General features: G+C 64.3%; 20 protein-coding genes and 3 pseudogenes. 4 read left to right on the top strand and 19 right to left on the bottom strand.

Annotation, left to right across the window (positions count from 1 at the left end):
• Positions 1 to 700: 700 nt before the first annotated feature.
• A complete protein-coding gene (locus VQ044_RS16435) occupies positions 701 to 883 on the bottom strand; it encodes a hypothetical protein (protein WP_327648284.1) in 183 nt (60 codons plus the stop codon).
• Positions 884 to 1437: 554 nt separating this feature from the next.
• The gene (locus VQ044_RS16440) at positions 1438 to 1731 is read right to left on the bottom strand and encodes a hypothetical protein (RefSeq protein WP_327648282.1); all 294 of its coding nucleotides are present in this window, start codon (positions 1729 to 1731) and stop codon (positions 1438 to 1440) included.
• A 39-nt stretch (positions 1732 to 1770) separates the two neighbouring features.
• Here VQ044_RS16440 and VQ044_RS16445 point away from each other — a divergent pair.
• Positions 1771 to 1941, top strand: a pseudogene (locus tag VQ044_RS16445) (IS110 family transposase); the annotation flags it as partial.
• Between the two features lie 552 nt (positions 1942 to 2493).
• Here the strand turns inward: VQ044_RS16445 and VQ044_RS16450 are convergent.
• The 14 genes and pseudogenes from VQ044_RS16450 to VQ044_RS16515 all read right to left on the bottom strand — a co-directional run bounded on the left by VQ044_RS16450 (position 2494) and on the right by VQ044_RS16515 (position 18010).
• Positions 2494 to 3507, bottom strand: a complete 1014-nt coding sequence (locus VQ044_RS16450) for an IS110 family transposase (protein ID WP_327648280.1) — start codon at positions 3505 to 3507, stop codon at positions 2494 to 2496.
• A gap of 65 nt (positions 3508 to 3572) precedes the next feature.
• Positions 3573 to 3995: pseudogene (locus VQ044_RS16455) on the bottom strand (transposase); the annotation flags it as partial.
• 208 nt (positions 3996 to 4203) lie between these two features.
• Positions 4204 to 4724: pseudogene (locus VQ044_RS16460) on the bottom strand (transposase); the annotation flags it as partial.
• Between the two features lie 77 nt (positions 4725 to 4801).
• The gene (locus tag VQ044_RS16465; RefSeq protein ID WP_331827720.1) at positions 4802 to 6760 is read right to left on the bottom strand and encodes a hypothetical protein; all 1959 of its coding nucleotides are present in this window, start codon (positions 6758 to 6760) and stop codon (positions 4802 to 4804) included.
• Positions 6761 to 6790: 30 nt separating this feature from the next.
• A complete protein-coding gene (locus tag VQ044_RS16470; protein WP_327648276.1) occupies positions 6791 to 7771 on the bottom strand; it encodes an ABC transporter permease in 981 nt (326 codons plus the stop codon).
• A gap of 34 nt (positions 7772 to 7805) precedes the next feature.
• Complete coding sequence (locus VQ044_RS16475; protein ID WP_327648274.1) at positions 7806 to 9704, bottom strand: sugar ABC transporter ATP-binding protein; 1899 nt, start codon at positions 9702 to 9704, stop codon at positions 7806 to 7808.
• An 89-nt stretch (positions 9705 to 9793) separates the two neighbouring features.
• Positions 9794 to 10780, bottom strand: a complete 987-nt coding sequence (locus VQ044_RS16480; RefSeq protein ID WP_327648273.1) for a substrate-binding domain-containing protein — start codon at positions 10778 to 10780, stop codon at positions 9794 to 9796.
• 49 nt (positions 10781 to 10829) lie between these two features.
• Positions 10830 to 11627 (bottom strand): FadR/GntR family transcriptional regulator, encoded by a 798-nt coding sequence (locus VQ044_RS16485; protein ID WP_327648271.1) that lies wholly within the window; start codon positions 11625 to 11627, stop codon positions 10830 to 10832.
• Between the two features lie 242 nt (positions 11628 to 11869).
• On the bottom strand, positions 11870 to 12607 hold the full coding sequence (gene istB / locus VQ044_RS16490) for an IS21-like element helper ATPase IstB (protein WP_327648269.1): 738 nt from the start codon (positions 12605 to 12607) through the stop codon (positions 11870 to 11872).
• A gap of 11 nt (positions 12608 to 12618) precedes the next feature.
• Entirely contained in the window at positions 12619 to 14145 is a 1527-nt protein-coding gene (istA, locus tag VQ044_RS16495) for an IS21 family transposase (RefSeq protein ID WP_327648286.1), read from the bottom strand.
• An 846-nt stretch (positions 14146 to 14991) separates the two neighbouring features.
• Positions 14992 to 15147, bottom strand: coding sequence for a hypothetical protein (locus VQ044_RS25720; RefSeq protein WP_442873832.1), 156 nt, complete (start codon positions 15145 to 15147; stop codon positions 14992 to 14994).
• Positions 15147 to 16073 (bottom strand): ArdC family protein, encoded by a 927-nt coding sequence (locus VQ044_RS16505; protein ID WP_327648268.1) that lies wholly within the window; start codon positions 16071 to 16073, stop codon positions 15147 to 15149. The genes VQ044_RS25720 and VQ044_RS16505 overlap by 1 nt, the downstream gene beginning before the upstream one ends.
• A gap of 351 nt (positions 16074 to 16424) precedes the next feature.
• Positions 16425 to 17009: a hypothetical protein gene (locus tag VQ044_RS16510; protein ID WP_327648267.1), complete on the bottom strand. Its 585-nt coding sequence runs from the start codon at positions 17007 to 17009 to the stop codon at positions 16425 to 16427.
• Between the two features lie 698 nt (positions 17010 to 17707).
• Complete coding sequence (locus VQ044_RS16515) at positions 17708 to 18010, bottom strand: DUF7673 family protein (protein WP_327648266.1); 303 nt, start codon at positions 18008 to 18010, stop codon at positions 17708 to 17710.
• A 681-nt stretch (positions 18011 to 18691) separates the two neighbouring features.
• On the opposite strand from VQ044_RS16515, the gene VQ044_RS16520 reads away from it, so the two are divergent.
• On the top strand, positions 18692 to 18997 hold the full coding sequence (locus tag VQ044_RS16520) for an alkylphosphonate utilization protein (protein WP_327648265.1): 306 nt from the start codon (positions 18692 to 18694) through the stop codon (positions 18995 to 18997).
• A 357-nt stretch (positions 18998 to 19354) separates the two neighbouring features.
• Here the strand turns inward: VQ044_RS16520 and VQ044_RS16525 are convergent, their stop codons facing one another.
• The 3 genes from VQ044_RS16525 to VQ044_RS16535 all read right to left on the bottom strand — a co-directional run bounded on the left by VQ044_RS16525 (position 19355) and on the right by VQ044_RS16535 (position 22684).
• On the bottom strand, positions 19355 to 20251 hold the full coding sequence (locus VQ044_RS16525; RefSeq protein WP_327648264.1) for a DUF7007 domain-containing protein: 897 nt from the start codon (positions 20249 to 20251) through the stop codon (positions 19355 to 19357).
• Complete coding sequence (locus VQ044_RS16530) at positions 20248 to 20724, bottom strand: hypothetical protein (RefSeq protein ID WP_327648262.1); 477 nt, start codon at positions 20722 to 20724, stop codon at positions 20248 to 20250. Before VQ044_RS16530 ends, VQ044_RS16525 begins: the two co-directional genes overlap by 4 nt.
• Positions 20725 to 20926: 202 nt before the next feature.
• The gene (locus VQ044_RS16535; protein ID WP_327648260.1) at positions 20927 to 22684 is read right to left on the bottom strand and encodes a ParB/RepB/Spo0J family partition protein; all 1758 of its coding nucleotides are present in this window, start codon (positions 22682 to 22684) and stop codon (positions 20927 to 20929) included.
• A 350-nt stretch (positions 22685 to 23034) separates the two neighbouring features.
• On the opposite strand from VQ044_RS16535, the gene VQ044_RS16540 reads away from it, so the two are divergent.
• Together VQ044_RS16540 and VQ044_RS16545 are read left to right on the top strand one after the other, a co-directional pair.
• Positions 23035 to 23385, top strand: a complete 351-nt coding sequence (locus tag VQ044_RS16540; protein WP_327648259.1) for an MbcA/ParS/Xre antitoxin family protein — start codon at positions 23035 to 23037, stop codon at positions 23383 to 23385.
• Between the two features lie 4 nt (positions 23386 to 23389).
• Complete coding sequence (locus VQ044_RS16545) at positions 23390 to 23887, top strand: RES family NAD+ phosphorylase (protein ID WP_327648258.1); 498 nt, start codon at positions 23390 to 23392, stop codon at positions 23885 to 23887.
• Positions 23888 to 23889 lie beyond the last annotated feature (2 nt).

The raw sequence follows: 23889 nt of genomic DNA on the forward strand, positions 1-23889 counted from the left end.
GCATGGGGATCTCCTTGAGTTGTGCGTTTCGATGCCCTCGACGAACCGCGCCTGTCCGCGCGGTCACACCGCAATTGCGGAGGGTCCGGCGTAGCTGGAAACCGTCATTGGGGTTGACCGCATAGCGGACGGCAGCGGTAAGGACCGGGCAATCTCAAGAAACGGGCAACGGGAGATTCCCCGACAGCCTTCTTCAATCGGATCGCCTTCCGTCTCGGCCGATCTGTCTCCGGTCCTTCAGGGCTGGTGATTCGGATCGAATGCACCCGCCAGCGGACGGCTCAGCGGCAGCCAAAAGCGGCGTCGATGATGAGCCGTTCGTGCGATCTCGTCGGTCGCACGACGGATGTCGGCGTCAAAGGCGATCGAGCACCCACGGTCGGACGTGAGGGCCGGGTAATGGGAACCGGCGCCCGCGCCGATCCGCCCACCTCGGCATCGCCATCGTGGCCGTCCTGTGCTGATTTCCGGCAGAACCGTCGACAAGAGAAAGGGACCGAGCTGGTCGATCAGAGTGCATCGGTTCGCTCCAAAGCGTGCGCAGACCCTCGCACCCAGTACATAGCGCGGCCCCTCTCGCGCGCTCGTTGACAGGCGACGGCATGGCCGGCGGTTCTGTAGAACCGCGCCCTCTCACGCTCACAGGCTGTTTCAGACGGCTGGCGCGGTCGCCGGGGTCGCGCGGGGGCGGTGCTGGCCCTTAATGGGCCAGACCGAGCTGGAAGGGATCGAACGCCTGCAGGATCGTCTCCTCGTCGCCGTCGAACTCGTCGGCGGGCAGGACGCCGTAGGCGCCTTCGGTGATAAAGAGGATGACGGGAACCATGAGGGTCTGCGCGAGGTGGAAGGCGTGGCTGCGAGCGAGGGGAAGGTTGTGCGACATCGAAGGGCTCCATCGGGTGGCGGGGGCGATCCCCGCTCGATGGCGTCCGTCAGCGCCGGTGTTCGGGCGCATTCACCTCGATGGCGCAGCCGAGAGGCCGCACGCTTGGCGTAGCGGACCCCTTGCGGGTTGAGGGCGACCGGAGACCGGGGCAGGACAGCCTTCTTAGAGAGCGGGGCGCCCTGTCGCGCGATGGTTCGGCTCTTTGGGTACAGCCGGTTCTACCGGACAGCACTGCTACCGCTCCCACGCTCTCCTGTGTCCGGCCGTCCTCCCCGCGCCGGCGGCGCCAACGGGGTTCGTCCAGAGCGCTCTGGTGAAGACGAGAGGCTGCAGGCGGGCTCGGCCAACGCAACCAGCCGTGCCCTCGCGCCAGTCTCCGCCCGTCCGCCGTCACGCGTGGCCTCGGCTCCTGACCTGACGCAGCAGAACGCCCAGAAAGGTGCTTTGCGATCCGGGTGAGCTGCTTCAATATTTTGGGCGGGCCGCCCAGAGCACACTCGCCTTCAAAGGCGACGGGCCCGCCTCAGCGGGGCGGCGGCTGTCGCGCGCGCCTATTCGGCGAAGACCAGATCGTGGGGCGGCTCGGCGCCGGCGCGGGCGATCTCGGCGCGCGCCTCCAGCCAGTGCGGGCCGTCGTAGGTCTCCGCCCATTGGCGGGCTTCGGCTTGGCTCCAGAAGCAATGCGCCTGGTCATGACGCTCGGCATAGCGCTGCCACGCTTCCTCGAACGACAAAGCGCCCAAATCGTCGAGCCGGCTGCTGGCGGCGATCACATAGGCGTCCGACGCCCACCAGACCAAGGGCTGCTGGTGGGTCGGCAGGGCGACGATGAGAAGCGGAGTCATTACCATCTCCTTGGCTGGACAATCGGCACGAGACAGCATGGGCCTCGTGCCGCTTTGAGGTTCCTGATGGGCGAATGGCTGCGAGGCCTGCTGTCGCGAGCGCACATGAACACGGCTGTCGTCGCGCTGGCGGCGAAGATGGCCAGGATCATCTGGGCGGTGTTGAGAAGCCGGCGCCCCTTCGAGATGGCGGCGGCGCCGTCGGCCTGATAATCGGAGATCGGCCGGAAGGGAGACCTTCAGGTCGGCGTTGTCTGTGAGTGGACTGGAAAGATGGCCTGACAGTGGAACGGTGTGCCGGGATCCTGACCAAAAAAATGGCGCTCGACGCCGCCCCGTTTATGAGGATCGGTACGCGCGAAAGCTCCATCTTGGCCGGGGACAATCATCAGGCCCCGAGACCGGATACGTTGGCGCAGACTGAAAAGCCGGAAAGAAATCCCTTGCAGCCGGGGCGAGCCATACGTTTTTTGAGCAGACGTGTGTGGATGCCCCCTGTTTAGCAAGCGTAATCTTCGGTCTTTCGGCGGGGTCTTCGATCGGACGTGTGTCAGGCCTCTCGATGTGGCCTTGATGACGCCACGGGCCGGTATGCTGTTCGGAAGGCTGGGTTCACATCGGTTCAGAGAGCTGCGTGCGCTCGAGCCCCGGGTCTGAATGTCCCTGCCTTGAACTTCGAAGTCCGTGTCGCCTACTCCTCGTCGATCGCTCACCCCGGCCTTGCGGCCATGCCGTGCCCTTTCTCTCTTGAAGAGGTCCTGGTCACGCCAGCCGATAATCTTCCTTCTTCACGCTCAAGGCCCAGATCATGCGTGCCATCTTGTTCGCAAGTGCGACAGCGGCGACCAGCTTCGGCTTACGCGCGACAAGTCTCGCGAGCCAGCGGTTCGGACTGCCGCCCTTGCGGACCACCCAGCGGATTACGCTCATGGCGCCGACGATGAGAAGCCGCCGGATGTCGGTCTGGCCCATCTTGCTGACGGCCCCCAGCTTGGCCTTGCCACCCGTGGACCGCTGCCGGGGTACAAGACCCAGCCAAGCCGCAAAGTTGCGCCCGCTGTCGAACGTCTCGAGGTCCGGCGCGAAGGCCGCGACGGCACCCGCAGTCACCGGCCCGATTCCCGGTATGGTGCAGATGCGTCGGAGTTCCGTGTCCGTCTTCGAGGCCGCCTCCAGTTCATCAGCCAATCGCTCGATCACCTCCGAGAGCCGCGCGATCTGGTCGAGATATATCGCGCCCATTTCTCGCACCGCGGAAGGCAGGTCGCTGGCTTCATCGGCTAGCGCGTCCTCCAGCACTTTGAGGCTCGCGGGCCCCTTCGGTGCCACGAGACCGAACTCGGCCAGATGGCCGCGGAGCGCGTTGATCAGTTGCGTCCTTTGCCGCACCAGACACTGGTGAGTGCGGAAGGCGACTGCGCGGCCTTGCGTCTCGGCGCTCTTCACCGCCACGAAGCGCATAGAGGGTCGGGACGCCGCCTCCGCGATGGCCTCGGCATCTGCGCGGTCATTCTTCTGACGCTTGACGAAGGGCTTCACGTAGGCAGCCGGGATCAGCCGGACCTCGTGACCGTGCGCCTGCGCCACTCGACCCCAGTGATGCGACGTCGCGCACGCCTCCATCGCCACCACGCAAGCCGATTGATCGGTCAGCAGAGCAATCAATCGCGGCCGCGACAGCGCCCGATTGTATAGAACCGCCCCATCCGGCCCGACGGCGCAGACCTGGAAGCTGCCCTTCGCCAGGTCGATCGCCAACATGCTGATCTCGGTCATCAATTCACCCTCCACTTGGTCCGTATAGAACCGGAGCTATGGCCGGAGTTGGGTGACGGGGCCGATCAGGCGGCGCGTTGATCGGCGGGCGCGGTGGACGCGATGCCGTCGGTGAACTTGATGCCAGCGATGACCATAGGCAAGCGATTTTCGCCTTTCAGCCGCCGCCAGGTCTTCGATGCGGCGATAACGAGTTTGAAGACCATCAACCGGGCGGTCTTCTGCGACAGGGCTCCCTTCGTTCTGACCGTCCGGTGCCGGACCGTGGCGAAGACGCTCTCGATGGGGTTCGAGGTCCGCAGATGGTCCCAGTGCTCGGCCGGAAAGTCGAAGAAGGCCAGGAGCGCGTCGCGGTCCTTGGCCAGGCATTCGACGGCCTTGGGATATTTGGCGCCGTACTTCTCGGCGAAGACAGCGATGGCGGGTTCGGCACTCGCCCGGTCCGGCGCGTCCCGCACCTCGCGAAGGTCCGTCTTCATGTTCGGCTGACCGCCATTGCCTACAACTTGCGGCGCTCGGCGGTCATTCTACGAGGCAGGCCTGCATGAACAGGGGCCGATTCTGCGTTGAACCAGCCCAATCCTGACAATTCGGGAAGGTGATCAAAGGCAATTGGCAGCCGAACGCCCAACTGTCAGCCAAAATTGCCAGAAAGCCTCCGCGTCGTCGAAAATCTCGCCCTGGCGCACAGGTCTCATAAAGCCGGTAGATTCGCTTCGGGTTCACGGCCCAACCCTCCCGACGCAGCAGGACGTGGACGCGGCGATAGCTGTACCGCACCCGCGTTTCGGTGATCTCCTTGATGCGCTTCCTGAGAGCAGCCTGATCGTCGCGCTTGGGTCGGTAGGTGTAGAGCGAGCGATCGACCGTCAGACCTGAGCAGGCCCGCCTGACCGACACCTTCCAGGACGCTCGAACCTCGTCTACCAGCCGGCGCCGACGAGCAGGCCTCAAAGCTTTTTTGCAAGCACGTCCTGCAGCATGGCCTTGTCGAGGGACAGGTCCGCGACCAGCCGCTTCAGCTTGGCGTTCTCCTCTTCGAGCTGGCGCAGCTTCTTCACCTCCGACGGCATCATTCCGCCGTAGCGCTTGCGCCAATTGTAGAAGGTCGCGTCCGAAATCCCCGCCTTGCGGCAGACCTCCGCCACCACCGTTCCCTCATCGGCCTGCTTCAACACGAAGGCGATCTGCGCTTCGGTGAACTTCGACTTCTTCATGGAATTCGCCTCGTCCCGATCCTGGGATCATAAGTGGAAACTTCCAGCTCAAAACGGTCCGAATTCCTGGAGGCATGTCACGGGAGCGAATCCGGCATGCAACAGGCCATCACAACCCGCGCAACGGCGAAGGCGCCAAGCCTCAGTTCCCGGCCCGAGGCTGGTCTCGATTCTGCCAGATACCCGGGTGACCCGGCCGCCTCCACAAAACGATCGGCATCCAGAATTGCCACTTCAACCATCTCTGCCGGCAGTGCAACGATCTGTTCCTCCGCCGTCAGGTTCGCCAGGAGCATGTTTGTCCGATCGTCGACGATGGCCGCGACGGCTTCGACAGCCATCGGTTCGGATGAGGTGACCGTTGGCATTGGCCGCGAGGACATGTCCGCCAGCGCACGCTGAACGTGAAACGCCGGAAACACGCCGTCGGATTCGTCGAAAAACGGTTGTGGCCCAGGCTGCTTCGCCGCGACCACGCCGTGGGGGCCGGTCGTGCCACCGAACGCAACGGCGCTCGCGCCACCCCTCGCAAACCGGGCGAAGTAGCCGACGATGAAGGCTGCCCCCAACAGGCCGCGCTGGCGCGGGTCGGCCTCGTTCATCGCCTGGCGGATGTTCCGGGGGTTGTCCATTGGTGCCGCGCCATAGGGATTCATGCGCATACCGATGGCGCTCGGCCCGACACTCACCGGTCTGTTACCGGCGATCTCGCGCACGCTCGCGGCGACGAACGGCAGCGCCTCGAGGCTTTCCATCAGCGTCCGATCATCGCCCGCATGGACGATGGCCGACGTCGTGAATCCGACGAGATCGATATCCGCCAATGACGGACGCTTGCGATTGAGCTCGGTGAAGAAGGAGAACATGCCGCCGCCGATCCGGGCATTCGGAAACGCCGTGCGAGCAGCCTTGAACAACGCGTCGGCAGGCGGTGCTGGCGGCCACGGACTGCCAGGCAGCGTGCCTTTCAGATCGGCGGCCGACGAGAGCTGCACCACCTGGAAAGGCGAGCCGATCGCCGCTACCGCCCGGCCGAGCGCGGCGATTTCGTCGGCAAAGCCGTCAACCTCGGCGATCACCGCTTCCAGCCAGGGCTCCGCCCCCATCGCCTTAGCGATATCGGCCGCGTCCTTGAGGTCTGCCGCGTCACAGGTTCGCGGGTCGTGATGGTAGACGAGGTAGTTGGGAGCCAGCCTCTTCAATGTGTCCAGCGCCTCACGCGTGGCGGCGATCTCCGCGCGCTGAAGGCCCACGCCGACCTTCGGGAATGTCCCGCCGCCTTCCCCGAAGACGATCGACACGTTCGTGTCGCCCCCCGCCGCGGCGCTCCCGGCGTCACCCTCGACAGTCAGCGTCACCGACTGTTCCAGGCGCTCGCCCGGCGCCAATTTATAGGGCCAGGGCCGGGCGAGCGGGCGCACATAGGTCTTGTAGGAAGCGTCCGTCCAGTTGCGCTGGTCCTCCATCTCGAAGGTGTCACCTTCCATGCGGCAGGCGACTTTAAGGCCGGAGACCGGCTCGTGGGTCAGCGTCCGCAAGTCCATCATCGGCTGCAATGGGTCGATGATCTCGGGAAAGCGGCCTTCCTCGATCGTGCCGTCGACGTGTTCGATGGTCACCGGCCGGCCGGCGACACCGTCGAGCGGATGCAGGACGACGAAGCCGGTCCGGTTGGTCATGAAGTTGGACGCGGCCTCGCCCTCCCCGGAGAACGTCAGCGAGCGCGGCGTGCCGACGATGCGGGCCCGGTAGCGGAAGCTCTGGTCCGCGTCGCTGACGCTCGCCGCGTAAGTCACCTCGAAGCGATCGCCCGACTCATCGACCGCGAGGTTCTCGATCGTGGCGTTATAGGTCCCCCAGTTGCGGTCGCGCGCGATGAAGGAAATGGCTCGGATGATCTCGATCCCGGCAAAGCGGATATGACGCAGATTGCCGGCGTCGAGCTCCGCCGATAGTTCGCCCGCCTTCAGGATACGAGGCTCGCCAACGATCTCCTCGGTGCCGAAGAGGCGCACGCTGCGGCTGGGTTGCGTCATTGTTTCTCCCCTTCCCTTTTCCTGCTCGCATCAACGGTCCGCACGACTGCTCACCAGACGCTCGGCCAGCAGCGCAAGGATGATGATCGAGCCGATGGCCGATCCCTGCCAGAACGGCGAGACCCCGAGCAGGTTGAGGCCGTTGCGGATCATCACCATGATAACGACGCCGATCAGCGTGCCGATGATCGAGCCGCGGCCGCCGTAGAGGCTCGCACCGCCGATGACGACCGCCGCGATGGCGTCGAGTTCCATGAGATTGCCGGCGAGCGGGTCGGCCGACAGCAGCTGGGCGATCGAGAAGGTGATCGCCACGGCCGCGAAGGCGCCCGAGATCACGTAGGGGAGCACGGAATAGAACAGAACGCTGAGGCCGGCCGCTCTGGCGGCTTCGCGGTTCGAGCCGATCGCGTAGATCGTGCGCCCGCCCTTCGTGTAGGTCAGATACAGCCAGGCAAGAAGATACATCGCGCCCAGAAAAACCACGTTGGCCGGCACTCCCAGGATCGACGTGTAGACGATCGAAGAGAGATCGGAAGGAATGCCGGAGATCGCCGTCTGGCCGGACAGGATATACGCAAGGCTCCGGCCAATCGCCATGATGCCGAGAGTGACGACGAAGGCGGCGAGGCCGAAATAGGCGATAAGCAAACCGGATATGAGGCCAATGCCAGCCCCCGAGGCCACGGCCATGAGCATCGCAACCGGGATCGGGTAGTCCTTGAGTGCAAGACCCAGTACAATGCCGGTCAAGCCGGCGACCGATCCAACGGAAAGGTCGATGCCGCCCGTCAGAATCACGAATGTCATGCCGATCGACACCAGGCCGATCACGACCGATTGGTCGAGAATGTTGAAGATGTTCGTCTGGGTGAGGAAATAGGGCGAAGCGAGCGATAGCCCGCCGGCAATCAGGAGCGCAAGCCCGAGCATGCGAAGCTCCAGCCGCTTGAATATCCGGGACGCGATCGCTCCCACCCCAATGGCGCGACGATCCGTTTTCGCCGTCATCGCCCGATCCGGGAGCGCCGCTGTTTTGACCTGTTCAGTCATTGAGACTCCCAATCCGTTGTCTGATGTCTTCGGTCGAATGGCCATCGGCCGATCCACCCACCGTGAGCCCGACCCAACCGAGATCGTGCCCCCGATGGCTTCGGATCGGCACTGTGAGCGTGGAGCGCCGGCCGTCGGCCTCGGTCACGAACCCTTGCCCTCGCATCTCGAGCCCCCTGGGAATGGCGCTCTGTGTGAGGCGTATTGCCTCGCCCGATGAAAAGCCCGGCGATGCGTCGTCGTTCGCGACCACGGAGTTGAGGCAGATCAGGCTATCGTCATCGATCAGGGCCCAGAAGCCGACACCGCCATGATCGGACGCGATCTCGTCCAGCAGCGCCGTGTTGCGCCGCATGGAGGTGCGTGGAGCGGCGAGAAGGGTCAGCTTTTCCTCGTCGAGCATGGTGCTCGGCACGTCGGCGATGGAGTAGCCGTCGCTGATCACGACGATCCGCGTCGAGACCCCAAGGAGTTCCTCGAAATCGGAGGATATGACCACGACGCCAACCCCCTCGGACGCGATCCGCTGCAACAACGCGTATATGGCCTGGCGTGTGCCGATATCGACGCCCTTCGTCGGCTCGTCGAGGATCAGCACCTTCGGTTCCAGAAGCAGCCAGCGTGCGATGATGATCTTCTGCTGCATCCCTCCGGAGAAGTGGAGCATGCTGGCATCTAGGAGACGGTGGGCCGGCAGGTCGAGCAGCCGCAACAGTTCGTCGATCTTGTCCTGCCGCTTGGCATAGCCCAATCCAAATCCGCGATGCGCGCCGAGATGGGCCAGAAGCAGGTTTTCGCGAACCGATAGGTCCGGCACGATGTTCTGAACCCGGCGGTCCTCCGGCACGAACCCTATTCCGGCGCGTACCGCCTGCGCCGGGCGGCGGCAATTCACCTTATTGCCCGCCAGCCACATCTCGCCGCCCGTCCGCGTCCTCAGGCCGAAAATCGCCTCGGCCGCCTCCGAGCGGCCGGCGCCGACGAGGCCACCGAGACCGAGAATCTCACCCTTTCGCACGGCAAAGGAAACGCCGCGCACGACCGGCGGCGCGGCAATATCCTTCACCTCGAAGACAACCGATGCCGCCTCGGCGTCCGGCGAGGGGGCCCGCTCCGCGTAAATGGCTCCAAGCTCGCGACCGACCATCAGGCGGATGATATCTGCCTGGCTGAGCGACGTGGTCTCGCGGCCGGAAGCCACCGTCGCGCCCTCTCGCATTACGGTGACGCGGTCCGTGACGGCGAGAACTTCCTCGAGCCGATGCGAAACGAAGATCAGCGAGCGGCCGCTCTCCTTCAGCCGCGCCATGACGTCGAACAGACGTTCGACCTCCCCTGCGCTCAAGGAGGCGGTCGGCTCGTCGAAGATGATCAATTCCGCATCGAGCGCCAAGGCTTTGGCGATCTCGACAAGCTGGCGTTGCGCGGTCGAAAGCCGGCGAACTTCGGTGTCGAGCTGCAACGAGCCGCCCTGGCCGAGATCGTCCAGAATGGCAGCCGCCCGTTTCCGCATGCCGGCATGGGACAAGAAGCCGGCGGTGCCTAGTTCGGGCAGAAAGATGTTCTCCAGGACCGTCAGGTCCGGGGCGAGCGTCGTCTCCTGCATGACGATCGCGATCCCGGCGGTCAGGGCATCACGGGTCGAGCGGAGCGACAGCTGCTGGCCCTTGTAGGAAACGCGCCCGGCTTCCGGACGCACATGGCCCGAAATCACCTTCGACAGCGTCGACTTGCCGGCCCCGTTCGCGCCGAGCAGCGCGTGGATCTCGCCATAGCGCAGTTCGAACGAAGCTCCCGCGAGCGCACGGGTGCGGCCGAAGGCCTTCTCGATACCGGAGACCTCGAGAAGCGTCCCAGTAGCGGGGACGCTGGCGGTGGTTGGAAGAGTCATCGATTCATGGTCCCGCCGAGAACAGCTGGCCAGCGAGGGAGGACGATCTTTCCGCCCTCCCCCGATCGGCCATGAAACGCGCTATGCGATCATTCCATCTCGTTGGCGAACACGGTTTCCTTCACCGTCGGCAAGACCTCGTCGATGTTCTTCGAGGTCACGACGAGGATCGGCACGGTGATCTCCTTCTCGGGCGTGCCGCCATCCAGATGCTCAAACAGCGCTTCCGCGGACTTCTGGCCCATGAGGTAAGGCTGCTGCATGCCCGATGCGACGATATCGCCGGACTTCAGCAGGTCGACGAAATCGGGAATGCCGTCGAAGGCCGCGACGAGCACCTCGCCCTGCCGGCGGGCCGCCTTGATGGCGCGTAAGGCGCCGATCGCCGGCTGATCCGTTTGAACGAAGAGCCCCCGCATCTCCGGATTGGCGGTTTGCATGTCCTGAACAAACCGGAAGGTCTCGTCGGCGGTGTAGGACTGCATCTGCTGGAGACCGGCTTCCTCGCCTGTGACGCCCCCCTCCTTCAGTCCATCCTTGAAGCCTTTCGTGCGAGCCTGGCCATTCTTGCGGGCCTGCGAGATGGCGACGATTCCGACTGAATCGCCTTCCCAACCCTTTTCCTTCATCGCCTCGGCGAGCGCTTCCCCGACGCCCTTCGCGCCCTCGTAATTATCCGAGATGATGAAGGAAATGTATTCGCCTTCGTTCGTGCCGATGTCGGCGATCACGACGGGGATATTCTTGGATGCGGCCAGTTGCAGAACGCTCGGCGCAGTCGAGGAATCGGTCGGCGAGATTACGATGCCGGCGACGTCGCGGGCGATCGCGTCCTGGGCATTCTGGAGCTGGGTCTGCGCATTGTTGCGCGAGTCCAGCGCCTGGAACCCGTAGCCCTTCTCCTTGGCAACCGACTCCACTCCCTTCGATAGATAGCGCCAGAACGGCAGGTCGAGTCCCGGCGTCAAATAGACGATCTCCTTCGATTGCGCCGCTGCCGGCAGCGTCGAAGACAGGCCGGTCGTGGCAAGCAAGCCAAAGGCCGCGAGCGCCTTGATGAAATTCCGCTTCAGCATGGTGTTCCTCCCTATCGACTCCACCTTTGCCGGGAGCCATCGGCTTTCGTCATCTCCTCCGCGACGAATTTTCCACGTCGGCAGAACCGGCGCGAGTACATATCGTGCCGACAAGACTGGCAAGACTGTTCGCCGTGGTGCGATAGATTCGATCGAGGTGCACCTCGAAGGCGCTCACTACTGCGTCCCGATCCCGCGCGTGGAGCGCGGCGACGATCGCCTGATGGTCGGCGTAGCTCCGCAATATCGCGCCCTCTTCGGCGACAGCCTTGCGGCGATGCTCCATCATGTAACCGTAGAGATTGCCGACGAAATCGGCCAGAACCGGGTTCCCACAGCAGCGGTAGATCGCCAGATGGAACTCCCGATCGATGATCAGAAACCTGACCGGGTCGTCGGCCGCTTTGCGCTGCGCTTTCAGAGATTCATCCAAAAACGACAGGGTTGTGTCGTCGACGCGCTCCGAAGCACTGGCGACGACGTGACGCTCGACGATCCAGCGCGAAGCGTGAATGTCCTCGACATCGTAGCTGTTGATCAGCTTCGATTCCCGAAGGCCAACGAAATCGGTCCCGACATCGTCGGAAATGACCTTTGTCCGGGAGCCATGGACGACTGCCAACAACCCCTTTGTCGCCAGAATCTGGATCCCGCTCCGAACCGTTTCCCGGCTTACCTGCAACGCCGCGGCGAGATCGCGTTCGCTCGGAAGATCATCGCCGACCTTGAGGATGCCAGAGGCGATCAACGCTGCAATCTTGGCGGCGACGACGTCTCTCACGCTTTGGCGGACAATCGCCTCGCGCAGCTCGGGAGCATTTTCGAGAACGAAGTCCGTCAGAGACATAATCGATCACACGACTGATTGCCTGGTCCGGTCACCCAACCAGTCTTCGACTGTCGCCTTTGACTGGCATCCTGTCAAGGGATCGCGCTGATACCTCGGGAGGGTACATCTCGGTTGCCGATTCCGATGAAGCCGCCCCTTCATTCCGAGATGATTGCGCCCCCGGATTCCGACTTGATGTCGCCCCCGTTGGGCCGGGGTCTTGCTGGCTATGATTGTTGTCATTTCGTTCGCGTTCGGTGTCAAGCTTTTCCGGATTGGGTCCGGCGCATGCTTTCGCCTGTGAGATCGATCCGATGGGCATTGTGAACAAGCCTGTCCAAGATCGCATCGGCGTAGGTGGGATCCCCGATTATCCCATGCCATGCGGACACAGGAAGTTGGCTGGTGATGATCGTCGAGCGTCGGCCATAGCGGTCCTCGAGGATTTCGAGGAGGTCATGGCGCGCCTGGGCGTCGAGCGGCTCAAGCCCCCAATCGTCGAGTATCAGCAGCTGGACGCTGCCGAGCGTGCGTTGCAGGCGTGCATAACGCCCGTCGCCGCGCGCAAGCGCCAAGTTTGCGAACAGCCTGGGAACACGCTGATAGAGAACCGATCGGTCGTCCCGGCAGGCCTTGTGACCAAGGGCGCAGGCCAACCAACTCTTGCCGACTCCCGATGGCCCGCAGATGGCCAGATTGTCATGGGCGGCGATCCAGTCGCCGGCGATGAGCTTGAGGAACAGCGCGCGGTCGAGCCCGCGTTCGCTGCGATAGTCGACATCCTCGGGCGCCGCCTGGTGACGGAGCTTGGCGAAGCGGAGGCGCGCGGCGAGTTTGCGGTCGTGGCGCCAGCTCCATTCACGTTCGAGCAGCAGGCCCAGCCATTCAAAATGGGTCAGCCGCTCGGCCTCGGCATTGGCGGCGAGTTCGTCGAATGCCTTGGCCATGCCGGTGAGCCCCATTGCATTCAGCCGGTCGAGGGTGGGATGTGCAAGCATGTCAGTCTCCTTCAGTGATAATAGCGTGAGCCGCGGATGTTCGGATGGTCGATGGGATCTCGTGCCGCCGCCCGCAGCGACGGCGTCTGGTCGAGCCGGTTGTCGAGGATCGATCTAACCGACCCGTAGGTACGCGCGCCGATCTCGAGTGCACGGCCGCAGGCCGCGTTGACCCGCTCCCGGCCGAAGCCTTTGACCAGGCGGATGATGCCCAGGCAGGCGCGGAATCCTTGCTCGGGATGCGGGCGATCGGCGAGAATGCGCTCGCACAGCAACGCGGCATCGGAACCGACGGCGGAGGCTTCCCGGGTGATCCGCTCGATCGTCCAGTCGGCAAAGCGCCGATGGGAAGAAGGCATGTGCTCGGGGACCGTCGTATGCCGGCCATTGCCGCTGCAGCGCATGTGGGCGGCGATCCGCTCGCCCTTGTGGAACAACTCGATGGTGTTTGCGGTAATCCGGGCCTCGACCTGCTCGCGCGCGAAGCGATACGGAACCGAGTAATAATGGCGCTCGATCTCGACATGATAATCGAGCCCGGCTCGGCGCAGCCGCCATTCGGCAAAGATGTAGCGCTCAATGGGAAGCGGGCGCAGCGCCGGCCGATCGATCTCCTCGAACAGCTGACGCCGCGTCCGGCCGACCCGGCGCAATATCCGGCGCTCGTTCAGATAGACGAGCAGTTCGCCGATCGCGGCGTTGACGTCGGCCAGGCTGTAAAAGACACGGTGGCGCAGACGACCGAGCAGCCAGCGCTCGACAATCAGCACCGCCGCCTCGACCTTCGCTTTGTCGCGCGGCCGCCGCGGCCGGGTCGGCAGCACCGCGCTGTCATAATGCGCCGCCATCGCGGCGTAGCTCCGGTTGACCTGCGGGTCGTAGCGGCAGGCCTTGATCACCGCGACCTTGGCATTGTCGGGAACGAACAGCGCCGGCGCGCCGCCGAATGCTTCCAGCGCGTGCACATGGCAGCCGATCCAGTCCGGCAGCGTCTCGGTCCAGCGAGCCTCGGCATAGGACAGGCTCGACGCGCCAAGCACCGCCACGAAGAGATGCGCCTGCCTTGTCTTGCCAGTGAGCCGGTCGATGACCACCGTCACCGTGTCGCCGGCATAGTCGACGAACAGCTTGTCGCCGGCGGCATGGTTCTGCCGCATCGTCACCGGCAGACTTGCCGCCCAGCCCCGGTAAAGATCGCAGAAGCGGCTGTAGCGATAGCCGTCCGGGTGGCGTTCGATATACTCGTCCCAAAGGATCTGCAGCGTCACGTGCTTCCGCTTGAGCTCGCGATGAATCTTCGCCCAGTCCGGCTCGACGCTGCGGCGGTGCCCCGTCTTCGTGCCCGCGGCCTTGTAGAGCGCGGCTTCCAGAACCGCGTCGGTAACCTCTTCGCCCAGCGGCCAGACCAATCCTGCCACCTCGGCGCGCCGCAGCGTCTCGCGCACCGTCGATGGCGCCGCGCCCACCCGGTGCGAAATCGCCTTGTGGCCCAGTCCCTCTTCGAACCGGTATCGCAAAATCTCGCGGACACGCCGCATGGTCATTCTCTCCGCCGGCATCTGGTTCCCTCCTCTGGACAATCCAAAGGGACGAACCTGAACCCAGCAGCGGACCTTGCCCAACACCGCCAATCAGGGGGCGGCATCATCTCGGAATCAGGGGGCGACTAATTCTCGGAACAGGGGGGCGACATCATTTCGGAACAAGGGGGCGACATCCCTCGGAATCAGCACATCTCGGTTAAGAGCGAGACCGAGCGCAGCGAGATCGGCCTTCGGTCAGGCCAGCCAAATCGAGGACGCAGGTGGGTGTGCCCGTCGCGAAAGCACCCGGAATGAAGACAGGCGACCGGCCATCAGCCTCGTCACCCAACCGGGTGACGGCAGCGCGTCATCCAATCCCGGCTCGCGACAAGGACGTCTGTCGCAGAACTTGTGCGCACCGGAAAAGGGCCGTTCCGGGTACACCTTCGCCGGTCGAACATGGTGCCGCTGCTGAAATCGATGCAGGCGCGAGACGCGCCACCCCGTCACGCGGACTCAATCCGACTGTTGGACGCCGCCTCCGCCGCGCATCGTTGGTGAATGCCGGGACAGCAGCGATCTGGCCCCGACCGATGTGACGGACCGCCGAGTGCTTCGCCGCAAGGCGGGGCCTTCAGCGTCCGATACCGAACGGACCGCCAGCACGGGACCCGGTCATGAAGACGCTGATCGGCCGCGCCGCGACGGATCGTGCGAGTGAACTTCCGGGGTCGAGGCCCAGCGTTCGCCGCGCGAGGCATCGAGGAGATTGTCACGGATATTCCCGGCAGAAACGATATGGACCGGGAAGGGCACGACGTTCGGTGACTTCAGCCAGCGCAGATGCCGGCTCCCAGCCGATCAGCGAAGATCGCAATCCGGCATCGGCCCGACGATGCCGTGCGCGGCCATCAGCGCAAGCGTCGTGGATTGCACCTCCGCGAAAAGGCTTAGCACGCGAAGGCGGATCGGGGATGGCGTATCGCCATCCCCTGTAGCGATCGGAGCGTGGAACATCAGGCTGCCTCCGCGATCGTCGCGGCGTGCGGCTGAAGGCCGTGCAAATAAGTCACGGCGCGCTGCGCGTGCGCAGCGGCCGAGAAGATCGCCCGCTTGTCAGATTTCAGGAGGGCCAACCACGATTCCAGGTAACTGGCATGATCGGGCCGCGGCTCCAATTCCGGAACGATACCAAGGTCCGCACAAAGGAAGCAGCTACCGAGTTCGGCCACGCATTCCTCCCGCGCGCGCTCGGTGCGATCCTTGGCGTAGCGGCTGAGATCGCGATTTACGCGATGAGATGCCGCTGTCCAGTGTGTTGCCTCATGGCTGAGCACCGCGACAAATGACGCCGCATCGCGAAAACTCTCGAAGGGCGGCATCTGGATGTGGTCGCTCGTGGGTGAGTAGAAGGCCGCCGATGCGCCATGCCGGATGACGGCCCCGGTGTTGGCGAAGAAGCGATCGGCGTGCTCGATGCGCTCGACAGGATCGGCGACCGCCTGCGGCCGAACGTGGAAACGATCGGGCAGGCCGTCGATCTGCTCGGTGTTGAAGACGGTGTAGGTCTTCAGGAACGGGATATCGCGTTCGACCTCGCCGCCACGGCCGTCGCTCTCGGTCTTGGTGAAGCGGCTGGCATAGACGACGAGGCTGCCGCTTTCGCCCTTGCGGACATGGCCGCCAAGTTCGCCCGCCTGCTTGAACGTCATCCACACCGGCGAGGCGAAGCCGCGAGAGACCGCCTCCGACCAGAGGAGGATGACGTTCATGCCCGAATAGGGCTCGCCATTGTGGCGAAGCGGCCGGGTTATGCGCCCTGCCGTGTTCGCCACGCTCCAGGGGCGCATCCAGGGCCGGACGTTCTTTTCGAGATCGGCAACGATCCGATCGGTGATCCTCGCGTAGATGTCGACGCGCGGCTTCTCTTCTTTCCTGTTCATTTTCCTCAACCTCCGTTTTGGAGGCCGCGCCGATCGCGGCCCCGTCACGGGGTCCGACGGCCGGGGCTACAGGCGAGACCGCGCACCGGGAGGCGCGCGACCGCAGGGCGAGAGACGACAGGCCGGAACGAAGTGGAGGACGGCGAAGCCGTTGCGCTGTCCGCCGACCCCGGCAGGACCGCCATCCGGGACGGGGCGCGCTCGGCGTGCCCCTGTTCCTTCTCGGCCCTTTCATCTTCTGCGATCGCTGTTGCCTTTGACGGGACATGCGAACAGTCCGGCCCCGCGAGGGACCGGACTGTTCTGTCGGCCGAAGATGAAATCGGCGGGGCCGGAGCCCCGCCGGGATGGCTAGCCGAGGGCCGCCATCTGGAGTTCGGCCGCCTGGCGGCCAACGGTCTCGCCGGCGTTCTCGACCGGGCGCTCGAAGGGCTTCCAGGTCTCGCCGACGATATGCTCGTAGGAGGCGACGGCGGCCTCGGCCGCCATGCGCAGCGCGTGGGCCTGGATTGCCATGTCGGCGGCGAACTCGCGCTTCCTCTGCGCCTGGCTGTCGAACCCGACCGGCCCGTCACGATCTTCGTCGCGGGCGTCGTTAGCGAGCTTGGCCGTGGCGTCCCGCGCCTCGGACACCGACCGGCTGTAGAATTGCCCTGCGCCGTGGGCGGAGCCGACATAGGCGCCGACGATGCGCTGGAGATGGATCTGCATGGCCCGGTCACTCAGGCCTTCGCGGAGCGAATCGGCCGTCTCGTTGAAGAACCGCTCATGCAGGCTGCGAATGCCGTCGCTGTCGAGGACGGGAAGTCCGAAGCTCTCCGAGATGAGGGCGGCCTGGTTGCTGTCGGGGCAGGAGAGGCGGACCATTTCGATTGTGGAGCCCTTGCGCAGCTGGACGACGCGGGCGGTCTGCCGGGTGCGGGTGGTCTTGGTCATGGGAGAAGTCCTTTCGTTCGGTTGCGTCCCTCGGGATCGAGCCGACCCTTGCCGGTCTCCCCTTCGGGTGCGGTTGACCCGAACCGGCGGAAGCTGGACGCTTCAGGGTCCGGGGACCGGCAGACGAGCGAAGCCGGCTTGCGGACAAGGCGGCCCAGCCCTTCGCTGGAGCCCGCCGCGGGACGCGGGCCTGCTTTGCCGAGAATGGCGGTTCCCGGCCGCTCCGCGGCGCGCAGCGGCCTTGAAGCGGCTGGCCGCCGGTTCAGACCGCAGCAAACCCGACGGGGGGACCGGCACGGCAGCGATGTCAGAAAGAGCAGCCGATCGAGGAAGGGCGGAACCGCCCAAGCAGTTCACCTCCCGGCAGACCGCGAACGTCCAGGCACATGCGTTCCCAAATCGCGCGTTCGCCTTTCGCCGCCGACGCGGCCGATCTCATTCGGGAAGAAGGAAGGAACGGGCCCCCATGACGGATCGCCGCCATATCGGCGTGTTGACAGCACTGCGCCGCGCTGCAAGGCCGAATGGCGCCAGGACATGCAAGCCGAGCCAAGTTGGTGCGCTCGTCGTTGGACCGTCGGCATCAACGCGCAGGTATTTCAGATGGGCTGGGCCCGCGCCTGGAACACGGCGTTGCGCTGACCGTCACATGCGCGGATGTGATCGGGTCGCTGGCTCGACAGTCTGCCGCCAGGACGTCACGCCGACTCGGAGTAGCGCTCCCAGACCTCGGGCCGCCATCGGCGAATGATCGCCTCGATCTCGACGCGATACGCCTCCGGATACTCGGCCGTGGGCCGGTCCACGAAATAGGAGAAGACTGTGCCCATGTCCCGGTCGATTTCGGCGTCGACGGCGAAGAGATCGGCGATGTCGAAGCCGCCATGGTCGGTAGCGTTCCACCAGGCCAGGACGAAGGAGGCGACCCGACGCGACTGTCCGGTGTCCGACTGGGCGATCTTGAGCAACCGCCCGAAGGCTGTGCGTGTCGTGTTGTCCATGGTCTTCCCTGTCGTCAGGAGGAATGTATGGCCGAGATTTCCCGTGGCCGCACGACGTTGGCGTCACGAAAAATTCCATCGGCCACGGCAATGGCGGCGAGCGCGCGCAGCAGCCAGGAATCGAAATCATGTCCGACAAGCCCATCGGCTGGGCGGGCTCCTTCAGCAAGCGCACGAGCGTCTCGAAAAGCTCGGCCTTGCGTTGCACTGTCTGGCCGAACCGCCCGGGAGCGTCGACAGGCTCGCCTTCATAGGCCGCATCCCGTCCTCGCCAGATCCCCGTGAAGAATGTCTGGCCGGCCGTCTCATGATCAGGAAGCTCGCATGACCAGTCATCGTCGTCGATGGCGAGTTTGCAGGCTTCGTCGACGGACGCGGCCTCATAGGTGCCCTGACGATAGACGGGAAGGTGATAGGTCTCGATCGTGTAGAGTGGCATGATGCTCTCCTGTCCGAGATGGTTGTGATCGCGCGGATGTCAGGCCGCGCGATGGTCTTGATCCTGAGCAGGCTGCGAAGCGCGGAGGAACTCCGCTACCGGCGCAACAATTGCCTCCGGGTGCCGGCACGGTCACGTCCGGCAAGTGCGGTTGAGAATAGCGCTCGCCTGCTATAGATGGCTCACGCCACACTGCCGCACGGGATCGGACAAGGCGTTCAACTCCGGCGACAGGGGCGATCATGGTCGATGAAAACGACGACTACATCTACGATGAAGTCACCGGCGAATGGCGTCCGGCCTCGGAGATGGCTGCCGCCGCAGAGACCGGGCGTGTCGTGGCGCTCGATGCCGCCGGCAATGTGCTTGCCGACGGGGATTCGGTGGTCCTGATCAAGGACCTCAAGGTGAAGGGCGCCAACCAGACCCTGAAGCAGGGAACCGTGATCAAGTCGATCCGCCTCACTGACAATCCGGACGAGGTCGATTGCCGGCATGATGCCATCAAGGGACTCGTCCTTCGCACGGAGTTCCTACGCAAGCGCTGACCATTGCCGGCTGGCCGCAATGCCGAGCATGGGGTTGGGTTTCGATCGGGCCCAGCCGGTTCCTTGCCTTGAATGCCTCGATGGCCGCATCCTGCCGGGCGAGCTTGCGCGACAGCCCATCGATCTCCGGTTGCCGCGCCGCGGTGATCGCAGCAAGGTTCGAACGATATCGTTCGAGGAATGCGCTCGGGTCGGGAGCCCTGCCGCGCCGATAGCCTGACTGTCGACGTCCCAGCTGCGGGATAAGGGCGGTCATTCGGCGGATGATCTGTCGATCTATCAAATCGAGCTGGCGCTGGGTCTGTCGGCGCGCCTCCTCCATGCGGAAAAGTTGAGAGCGCAGTTCGGAAGAGGCCTTCATTGCGTCTCCCTTCCCTGCCAGCCGACGAAGCTCGACGAACCGTCATAAAGACGGTGACGGGCTTCATCGATGATGAATCCGAAGCGACCGCCGTTCGTGCCGTATTCTTCGGAAGGAACCAGGTAGCGGCGGGTGCCGCGTGTTCCGGCGCGATCACCGCCCAGTGTGGCTACGACCTCGGTAAAGCCGGGCTCATGATTCGAGCGGATGGCTGATACGGCGATCCAATGATCGGCATGACGCTTGTAGAACTCGCGTTCGTCCTTCGTCGACGACTGGCCGGATTCCAGCACCTTTCCGTGGATCTCTTCCCACGCCGCAGGATACCAGTTGCGGATCGTGGTGTCGGCGCTGGCCTTTTCGAAATCAGTGAAGAGTTCCGGAAAAGCATGAGCCACGGCCGCCCAATGGCAGTCCTCTTCGTACCACGCATTGCCGGTGCGCAGCAGCGGATGCACCTTCGCATTGCGCTCCGGGCTGAGGTGGAAGCCGCCATGACTGGCCGTCGAGTGGAAAGCGACACCATCGGCATGAACGGTGGCGCCCTGCGACGTGCCCCATGGCGTATGTGCTTGCGACGATACCTCACGCCGCCCGAGTGCGGTGCGCTGCCGCTGGTGCAGCGCGTTTTCCTCGACGCGCGCACGAAACGCTGCCTCATCGGCCAATTCGCCCGAATGGCCATAAAAGTCCGAGCGCGTCCATTCGTCGAGCGGCCGGGCAATGCGCCAGCCCATCGCCAGATAGTGCCGGCCGTTCGTGCCGGGAACCATGGCGAAAGCGTTATCGCCGACAAGAGCAACGGGAAAACCGTCGTGGCTGCGGCCAAACAAAATCCCCGGAAATCCGGGGGAAGCGTCATCGCCTAGTGCCGTCTGGAGGATGGCGTTCATGCGGCCGCCCTCCCCTCTACCAAATCCGCCGCGACAGCATCGGCCGTTACCTCGTCAAGGACGGCATTCGGGTAGCGATGCGTGGTGAGCCAGGATTCCGCATGGGCACGGCTCTCGGCAAGATGGAGCAGCTCGGCGTCCTCGCCGGGCCGATCGAGAATGCGAACAGACCCGATCGTCGGACGCTCGGTCACGACGAACTTCAGGTCGGTAGAGACCGAGAAGCTTCTGTGGACGGTCAGCACCACAACGCCGCCATCGCCGTAGTTCCCCTCGTGCAGAGTGATACTGGCCGGCAACACGGTGTCGCCGACACGGCGCGCGGCCTGCGTGCGGATCAGCCGGCCGCCGTTGTTGCGGTTTTCCCAGGCAGCCAGCTTCTTGCGGAAGCGCTCCGGTGGACGAGGCGTCCCGTCGGAATAGGTGACGGTGGAGCCGAGCGGGGCAAGATCGTAGATGAGCTGTGCGGACATGTTTTTTTCTCCATTGAACTGCTTGAAACGGAACCGCCGCCGGCATTGCTGCCGGCGGCGGAAATCGTTCGGAAGCAAGATGAGGGGGTGAGCGGCTACTCGGCCGCGACCCCGTAGGCTCCCAACTCCTCCTCGGAGGGCTGGTTCTCGCCACGATTATCAACGTCATTGGCNTTCGGAAGCAAGATGAGGGGGTGAGCGGCTACTCGGCCGCGACCCCGTAGGCTCCCAACTCCTCCTCGGAGGGCTGGTTCTCGCCACGATTATCAACGTCATTGGCCAAGTCGGGAGCGGTCGATCCCGTCTGGTCAGCGCCCGGCTCATCCAGATGCTCCGCCGCACCGTCGGCATCGGCATCCTCGTTGAGATCGGTGATCACCTCGTTCTTCGCCATCCAGGACGCCAGCTTTGCCGCATCGACTGCGAACAACGCGGCCGGATGGACGAACTGCCCTACCTTGAAATGCTCGACAAGGGCTGCGCGTGTATCCTTCACGCGCTGCCGAGGCAGCACCGGCGTTTCTTGACAGGATGCTTCCAAAGCTGCCCGTGATAGACACGACAGAAACTCTTCCGTGCCCATGTTGGGCAAGAAGCTGTCGGCGCCGACCACCTCACCAGCAACTCGCGCGACAATGCCACTATCGGAACGGTTCTCTCGGCACGACAACACGTCGACCAGCACGGACCGTGCGGCGATGCGCAGCGTGTCCATGTCAAAGTCGAGCTTGCCGTCCTGGTCGAACAATGGGACCGCATGACGTGCGAGACTGGCATAGCCATAATAGGCAACGTCATGCTTGCCGGAGGCGACGGAGACGTTCTGTCCGGCAAAGGCGAGCACGAGCAGTGCCATCAGCGTGTCGTCCTCGATTGGCGCGCGAGAAAACGCTTCGTGGAGAGCATCGGTGCGTAAATCTCCAATCATCTCGTTGCCCTTGCGGGTCACATCGGGACGCGACTTCGCAGCGATCACCCCATCATCGGCGTCGGCAGTATCCACCACTCCGTTCATGCCCTTGGCCTTCTTCGGTGCCGGCATGCGATAAGCCACCGACTGAACGCGCCCATCACGGTCAAGATACATGGCCGTGCAATCGGATTTACCCGGCTTGCCGTAAACCCGCTCGGCCTTGGGCGGCAGCTTGGGTTCGCCATACTGGCCGGCCTCAGCGATCACGCCGCGCTTCGGCAGATGATTGGCCATCCACTCCTGCTGCGCGCCGAGGAAGGCCTCGACATCGGTGGTGTAGCGGCTGTCCTCGTCGGCCGGTGCAAACAGATCTTCGACCCAGGCGATGCCATAGGCTTGCGCCAGATCGTCCCCGAAGCTGGCATGTCGCGCGAGCATACGGGTCTTGGTCAGACCCTGCGCAACGCTCCACCACGACACCTGGGGATCGGCCTTCGACGGCTTGTGCTTCTTCCAGACCTCCTTCTGCTCGTCGAGCGACGCGGAAGCGATCGTGCGAAGCTGCTGCTCGTTCGGCATGTCGCCCTTCGCGATATGATCGAGCATGGCTGGCTGGACATTGGCGAGAAGCCGCAGCTTCCTGATCTGACGCACCGGCAGAGCCAGCGCGACCGCGATCGCCTCCTCGGTCCAGCCGAGCGCGACGAGGCGCTCGATCGCCCGCCACTGGTCGACCGGATTCAGCGCTTCGCGCGCGATGTTCTCGACCATCGAGCGCATCGCCCCATTGTCATTGGCGGCCTCGACGACGAGCACATCGATCTCCTCCAGCCCAGCGGCGATGGCCTGCTTTATGCGGCGGTGGCCGGAATCAATGATGTAGCCATTGCCGCCGCCGCTCTCGGCCGCGATGATGGGAGGCTGGACGAGGCCGACGGCCTTGATCGTCGCGAGAAGCAACGCGTCCGCCTGCGGCGTGGACCTGGACTGGCGCGCCTTGTCGGGATTGTCCTTCAATGCGCGCGGATCGACCTTTATGAGATGCATGGGAAGTTCTCCTGTTCGGGTTTTGCGGACCAGCCCGCTCGGGCGGCCCTTCCTCGTCTTCATCTCGAAGACATCCCCCGGCACGCGGAGCGGGCGAGCCGGTGCAACTGCGGGCGAGCATCCCTGCCCGGCCGGCCAAGCGGGGCTGACAGCCCTGCGCGGGACGCCGCGGCCGGGATCGCGAGAGGCGCGGTTGAGCGGAAGCGCCACCGGGTCGGCCGATCGGCGAACCGGATTTTTTTCCCTCTCCTCTCCCTCCCCTCCGCGCCTCACTATTCCCATTGAATGCCGAACGGACTGACGCTATATTGCGTCATAGTAATTGGCATCGACAACGGCAGGAGACGGCTATGGGTCTCGTCCAGTATTCCGACAACGGCCTGTTCGCGCCGCGCAAGATCGCGGAAGCATTCCGCACGACCAGCGAGGAAGTCGCCCGCACCGCGGGGCTTGGCAGGGACGCGGTCCAGCGCAAGGACCGCATTCGGTCGGACAAGACCCAGCGCCGGCTGCGCGAGATGGTCGAGGTGATCAACAAGGTCGAGCCGCGTTTCGGTTCGCAGTTGATGGCCTATGCCTGGTATCGCTCGGAGCCGCTGCCGGGCTTCTCTGGCCAGACGGCCATGCAGCTCGTGCGCGGCGGCCGTGCCGACGACGTGCTGGACTATGTCGACGCGGTCGACGCCGGCGTGCACGCCTGACCCGGTGCTGTATCGTGGAAAGCTCTATCGCGCGCTGAACCCCATCTATGCACGCGAGCCGCTGTCGGGGCGCGGCGCGGAACTCTACGGTGGACGATTCAATCCGAAGGGCATGCCGGCGCTCTATGCGTCGCTGTCGGTGATGACGGCGCTGCGCGAAGCCAACCAGGTCGGCAATCTCCAGCCGACGACGCTCGTTTCCTACGACGCTGAGATCGATCGTGTGTTCGATTGTCGGGATGACCGTGCTCTCGAAGCGGAGGGAATGGGCGCCGCAGCACTCGCCGGCGGCACATGGCGCGACGAGATGAAGGCGAGCGGGGAAGCACGAACGCAGGCGTTCGCACGTCGGCTGAACGCCGGCGGCTATCACGGCTTGCTGGTGAGAAGCTTCGCTCCAGGTGCTGCCGCAGACGATCTCAACCTGGTGCTTTGGAAATGGGGCGATGCGGCGCCTGCCCGCGTGACCCTGATCGACGACGAGAACCGCCTGTCGAGATAGCC

Origin of the sequence: Aurantimonas sp. C2-5-R2 (assembly GCF_036549495.1) — a bacterium.
Taxonomy (GTDB): Bacteria; Pseudomonadota; Alphaproteobacteria; order Rhizobiales; family Rhizobiaceae; genus Aurantimonas; species Aurantimonas coralicida_A.

Coding starts and splice junctions, on each gene's coding strand:
- istA (WP_327648286.1), bottom strand. CDS start 14,145: ATGCGGCGTGTCCGCGAGATTTTGCGATACCGGTTCGAAGAGGGACTG.
- VQ044_RS16485 (WP_327648271.1), bottom strand. CDS start 11,627: ATGTCTCTGACGGACTTCGTTCTCGAAAATGCTCCCGAGCTGCGCGAG.
- VQ044_RS16540 (WP_327648259.1), top strand. CDS start 23,035: ATGGGTCTCGTCCAGTATTCCGACAACGGCCTGTTCGCGCCGCGCAAG.
- VQ044_RS16515 (WP_327648266.1), bottom strand. CDS start 18,010: ATGGACAACACGACACGCACAGCCTTCGGGCGGTTGCTCAAGATCGCC.
- VQ044_RS16510 (WP_327648267.1), bottom strand. CDS start 17,009: ATGACCAAGACCACCCGCACCCGGCAGACCGCCCGCGTCGTCCAGCTG.
- VQ044_RS16470 (WP_327648276.1), bottom strand. CDS start 7,771: ATGACGGCGAAAACGGATCGTCGCGCCATTGGGGTGGGAGCGATCGCG.
- VQ044_RS16505 (WP_327648268.1), bottom strand. CDS start 16,073: ATGAACAGGAAAGAAGAGAAGCCGCGCGTCGACATCTACGCGAGGATC.
- VQ044_RS16530 (WP_327648262.1), bottom strand. CDS start 20,724: ATGTCCGCACAGCTCATCTACGATCTTGCCCCGCTCGGCTCCACCGTC.
- VQ044_RS16520 (WP_327648265.1), top strand. CDS start 18,692: ATGGTCGATGAAAACGACGACTACATCTACGATGAAGTCACCGGCGAA.
- istB (WP_327648269.1), bottom strand. CDS start 12,607: ATGCTTGCACATCCCACCCTCGACCGGCTGAATGCAATGGGGCTCACC.
- VQ044_RS16475 (WP_327648274.1), bottom strand. CDS start 9,704: ATGACTCTTCCAACCACCGCCAGCGTCCCCGCTACTGGGACGCTTCTC.
- VQ044_RS16480 (WP_327648273.1), bottom strand. CDS start 10,780: ATGCTGAAGCGGAATTTCATCAAGGCGCTCGCGGCCTTTGGCTTGCTT.
- VQ044_RS16535 (WP_327648260.1), bottom strand. CDS start 22,684: ATGCATCTCATAAAGGTCGATCCGCGCGCATTGAAGGACAATCCCGAC.
- VQ044_RS16525 (WP_327648264.1), bottom strand. CDS start 20,251: ATGAACGCCATCCTCCAGACGGCACTAGGCGATGACGCTTCCCCCGGA.
- VQ044_RS25720 (WP_442873832.1), bottom strand. CDS start 15,147: ATGTTCCACGCTCCGATCGCTACAGGGGATGGCGATACGCCATCCCCG.
- VQ044_RS16440 (WP_327648282.1), bottom strand. CDS start 1,731: ATGACTCCGCTTCTCATCGTCGCCCTGCCGACCCACCAGCAGCCCTTG.
- VQ044_RS16435 (WP_327648284.1), bottom strand. CDS start 883: ATGTCGCACAACCTTCCCCTCGCTCGCAGCCACGCCTTCCACCTCGCG.
- VQ044_RS16465 (WP_331827720.1), bottom strand. CDS start 6,760: ATGACGCAACCCAGCCGCAGCGTGCGCCTCTTCGGCACCGAGGAGATC.
- VQ044_RS16450 (WP_327648280.1), bottom strand. CDS start 3,507: ATGACCGAGATCAGCATGTTGGCGATCGACCTGGCGAAGGGCAGCTTC.